The following is a 3478-nucleotide window of genomic DNA, read 5'->3' as shown; positions in this document are numbered from 1 at the left end:
CACCGCTCTTTAAAACTCTGAACCGCTCTGCCGCTTGTAGAGCAACCAATGCGACCCCGCAGGGTGATCGCACGTAACTAATTCAACATGGAAATTATCAATCATGGAAGCTGCAAAGTACCGCAAAAAAGCGTCTCGCATTGAGTCGCAGCTGTTAGGGAAGTTGGCCGTAATGGGCCAGACAAAGTTCGCAAAACTGATGGGCGTACCTGACTGCAAGGTATCCCGGATGAAGGATGGATTCTTTCGTCAGGCTGCTATGGCTCTGGCGATTCTGGAGTACGGGGTAGACGACACGGAGATAGTCGAACTGGCGCGGCGGTTTGCTGCTGTGCTCACCAATAAAAAAGCCCCGGCGGCAACCGAGGCTAATTCACAAATCACTATCGAGTTCTAACAATCGACAGGAGTAATTATACATGAGAAAGCACGTAAGTAGCCAGGTAGGTACTCACAAAAATATCTCTCGTTTGCAGTTCCTGAAATCCTTGCATCCTTCCGTGGCTGAAAAGCTGAAGTGGATTCTGGAAGACTGCCGCAGCAAGGAGAAACGCAAATGAGCAATGTAACCAATCTTGCCGTAGTCAGGGAGGCCAGGCGGCAACAGGAGAAGCCGAATTCAGTCGGTAAGGGGTTTGCCTTGCTGCACCGTAAAATCATGGATACGCCTTTCTACAGGGACGCAGAAGCCTCCCACCTATGGGTTCATCTTCTGCTTCGTGCTAACTATGAGCCTACGATGGTAGCAACAGATTACGGTGATATTTTCTGTGATCGGGGTGAGTTCATAACTGGAAGAAATAGCCTGGCACTAGAGACCGGGCTGACCGCTGACCGGGTTAAGGCCCTGCTAAGAAAGTTCACCAATCTGGACATGATCACAACCAAATCGACCAACAGATTTACTGTATTGAAAGTGGTCAAATACGACGAATATCAGCAATTTTCGTGTCCAGCAGATGTCCAGCCAGTGTCCAGCTCAAACCCGCAGCCAGTAAGGCGTGTGGAGGATGAGTGTCCAGCCGATGTCCAGCGATTGTCCACAGATAAAGAAATACTAAATACTAACTTAATATCTAAAGATATTAAGTGTGCATCTTCTGCGGAAAATCCTGATAAGAAAAAACCTTCAATCAGCTGTGAGCAGGTAGTCGAGGTTTATCGCACAGTCCTTCCTGAATGTCAGGGCATCAACGTCATCACTGACAAGCGCCGTAATCTTATTCGATCCTTCTGGCAGAAAGCAGGGAAGATAACCCGCAAGCTCGACGGTCATGCGTTTAGCCTGAGTGACTGGGAAGCCTATCTGACTTACATCAGCAGCAACTGCCGCTGGATGCTGGAGAACCGACCGGATACGCGAACCGGGAAGACCTGGCGGAAAAAAGCCCTGGAATATTTCCTCGACGTAGACGTTTACGCCAAAACCCGCGAAGGAGCCTTCGATGACCTCTGAGATTCTATCCGCACCACACAGCCTTGAAGCCGAGCAAAGCGTTATCGGAGCCATCCTGCTGGACTCGCAAAGCGAACGCGCTCAGAAGGTTCTGGCAACGCTTAAAGCTGAGTCTTTTTACTCCCGTCAGCACCAGGTTATTTTCGGTGCCATGAAGTCGATGAACAAAGAATCCTCTCCAATCGACGGCATGACGGTATCAGATCGCCTTGAGCGTGAAGGGCTGATTGACCAGGTTGGTGGCTTCTCGTACCTGATGCAGGTTGGTAAGGGCTCATTTAGCCAGGCTAACATCGGCGCCTACGCCAGCGTTATCCGCGAACGTGCAGCAGAGCGCTACGGCATCCAGAAGCTGAACGAGGCCACCGAGCTGTTTTACGCACGTAATGGCATGACGGCTGCAGAGAAATTCGACGCGGTTCAGATGCTGGCAACCCAGATTAGCGACTATGCCAAAACAGGTAATCGCCGAGGCGCCCGTCCGCTGATTGAGGTAATGGACGACTGGCTTTGTGAGGTTGAACAGCGTTTTGATAATTCTGGCCGTAGCCGGGGATTATCTACCGGTATTCCATCGCTCGATGCCCTGCTAGAGCCAAAGGGGATGGTTAAGGGCTCCTTGTTCGTCATCGGTGCGCGTCCGAAAATGGGCAAGACAACCCTCTACAGCCAGATGGCGATCAACTGCGCCATGCGTGAAAAACTCCCGGCCATTTTGTTCAGCCTTGAGATGCCTGATAAGCAAATTTTCGAGCGCATGGTAGGTCAGGCATCGGGCGTAAATACGGATATTTTCTACCGTGGTAGTGACAACGATTCTGATTTCGCACTGGCAAATGGTCGGGCCATGGAGCTGGTCGAGTCGGGCAATCTATTCATCGACGACACTCCTGGCATCACTCTGGCTCACATCGTTGCAGAGGCTCGCCGTATTAAGCGCGAGAAAGGCGCGGTGGGTATGGTCATGGTCGATTACCTCACGCTGATGACTGGCGAAAAGGCTGACCGTAACGACCTGTCATTCGGTCTGATCACAAAGGGACTTAAGAACCTGGCGAAAGAACTCGGATGCGTTGTCGTCCTCCTCACGCAACTTAACCGCGACCTTGAGAAACGCCTCAACAAGCGACCACTGCCAAGCGACTCGCGCGACACTGGACAGATTGAGCAGGACTGCGATTACTGGCTTGGCATCTACCGTGAAGGCGCCTACGACGAGAACTATCCGCAGCAGGATACCGAGTTGCTTCTCCGACTGAATCGCCACGGTAAGTCCGGTGTGGTTTATGCAGAGCAGCGCAACGGATCTATCTACGACTGTGACCAGGTTGCTGCACAGCGTAAGGCGGCTGAACGCGAAGAGAAGCCAGCAAAGCGAGGGGGGTTCTGATGAACAAGAAGCAATTAGCCATTCTCGAAAAAGCATGGGGCGCAGAGATTTCGTGTGCACTTAACGAAATACCACTTCCAATAATTCAGACTCGCTCGAAAGTTGCAAAACAGCTAGCTGATGACGGTTACCTAGATTTCGTAAGGCTTCAGGATGGGGTAGTAACTTTTGAGGGTTACCAGATAAATCATGCAGGCATCCACGCCTATTGCGAAAGCATACCGGAAGACTTTGACATTGAGGCGGCTGAGGCAGAGATGCGGGCCGGGCTGGTGAAATCATGACAATCCCAATGTTCATATGTGCCATTGGTGGCGGATTAACTGGCGCCTCATACGCTGCCAATTCTGACACTGGAGTTATATGCGGGACGATTTACATCTGCACCGGGTTGATTATCACAGCTATCCAGCATTACGGGGTGAAATCATGACAACAGCACAGCAGTTAATCCACCACGACATAGCGCAAAGCAACCACATCATGCAGCGCTACTACAAGTCATCATCACTTCCATTTATCGAGAAGCGCAAGCACAAGCCTGAAGTGTGCAAATACCGCCGTGACCGCGTACTGCACGCAATCATGAATCGTGAGATGGAAAGAGTGCTCCGCATTATCGGGGCCGGGCA

Annotated in this window: 6 protein-coding genes; all 6 read left to right on the top strand. The window is 51.2% G+C overall.

Annotated features, from left to right (window positions below):
* Positions 1-103: 103 nt before the first annotated feature.
* Positions 104-397: a CII family transcriptional regulator gene (locus QLG07_RS02480; RefSeq protein WP_282468390.1), complete on the top strand. Its 294-nt coding sequence runs from the start codon at positions 104-106 to the stop codon at positions 395-397.
* 22 nt (positions 398-419) lie between these two features.
* Positions 420-560 carry a hypothetical protein gene (locus tag QLG07_RS02475; RefSeq protein WP_187153674.1) on the top strand — a complete coding sequence of 47 codons (141 nt, stop codon included), beginning with the start codon at positions 420-422 and terminating at the stop codon, positions 558-560.
* Entirely contained in the window at positions 557-1456 is a 900-nt protein-coding gene (locus tag QLG07_RS02470) for a DNA replication protein (RefSeq protein ID WP_282468389.1), read from the top strand. The genes QLG07_RS02475 and QLG07_RS02470 overlap by 4 nt, the downstream gene beginning before the upstream one ends.
* Positions 1446-2846, top strand: coding sequence for a DnaB-like helicase C-terminal domain-containing protein (locus QLG07_RS02465; protein ID WP_282468388.1), 1401 nt, complete (start codon positions 1446-1448; stop codon positions 2844-2846). Before QLG07_RS02470 ends, QLG07_RS02465 begins: the two co-directional genes overlap by 11 nt.
* The gene (locus QLG07_RS02460; protein ID WP_282468387.1) at positions 2846-3130 is read left to right on the top strand and encodes a hypothetical protein; all 285 of its coding nucleotides are present in this window, start codon (positions 2846-2848) and stop codon (positions 3128-3130) included. Before QLG07_RS02465 ends, QLG07_RS02460 begins: the two co-directional genes overlap by 1 nt.
* Positions 3131-3209: 79 nt before the next feature.
* Positions 3210-3478 (top strand): hypothetical protein (locus tag QLG07_RS02455; RefSeq protein WP_282468386.1); only part of this gene is annotated, 269 nt, incomplete at its 3' end.

Origin of the sequence: Erwinia sp. V90_4 (genome assembly GCF_029967685.1) — a bacterium.
Classification (GTDB): domain Bacteria; phylum Pseudomonadota; class Gammaproteobacteria; order Enterobacterales; family Enterobacteriaceae; genus Erwinia; species Erwinia aphidicola.
This window is presented reverse-complemented; position numbering and strand designations above follow the sequence as displayed.

Excerpts from the sequence above, each read along its gene's own strand:
- QLG07_RS02465 (WP_282468388.1), top strand. The coding sequence starts at position 1,446 with ATGACCTCTGAGATTCTATCCGCACCACACAGCCTTGAAGCCGAGCAA.
- QLG07_RS02475 (WP_187153674.1), top strand. The coding sequence starts at position 420 with ATGAGAAAGCACGTAAGTAGCCAGGTAGGTACTCACAAAAATATCTCT.
- QLG07_RS02480 (WP_282468390.1), top strand. The coding sequence starts at position 104 with ATGGAAGCTGCAAAGTACCGCAAAAAAGCGTCTCGCATTGAGTCGCAG.
- QLG07_RS02470 (WP_282468389.1), top strand. The coding sequence starts at position 557 with ATGAGCAATGTAACCAATCTTGCCGTAGTCAGGGAGGCCAGGCGGCAA.
- QLG07_RS02460 (WP_282468387.1), top strand. The coding sequence starts at position 2,846 with ATGAACAAGAAGCAATTAGCCATTCTCGAAAAAGCATGGGGCGCAGAG.